Annotated in this window: 1 pseudogene; it reads left to right on the top strand. The window is 35.0% G+C overall.

Going from position 1 to position 234, the window contains the following annotated elements:
• Positions 1-234: pseudogene (locus VJI77_RS07770) on the top strand (proline--tRNA ligase); the annotation flags it as partial.

Genomic DNA, 234 nt, shown 5'->3' with positions numbered 1-234 from the left:
GTTATCTGCTACTGTGATGAAAGCGGATATGCTTCTACAGATGAAAAAGCAGAAGTTATTTACAAAGTTGACGAAAGTGGAGATGAAAATGAACTTGAATTGGTTTATACTCCAAATTGCAAGACAATAGAAGATGTTGCAAACTTTTTAAAACACGAGGCTTCAAAATGTATTAAGGCGATAGATTTGATTGTTGCAGGAGAACCTATTATAGTATTTGTTCCGGGAGAGAGA

This window comes from Parvimonas sp. D2 (genome assembly GCF_035282635.1).
Lineage (GTDB): Bacteria > Bacillota > Clostridia > Tissierellales > Peptoniphilaceae > Parvimonas.
Note: the sequence above shows the minus strand (reverse complement) of the source record. Positions and strands in the feature narration are given on the sequence as shown.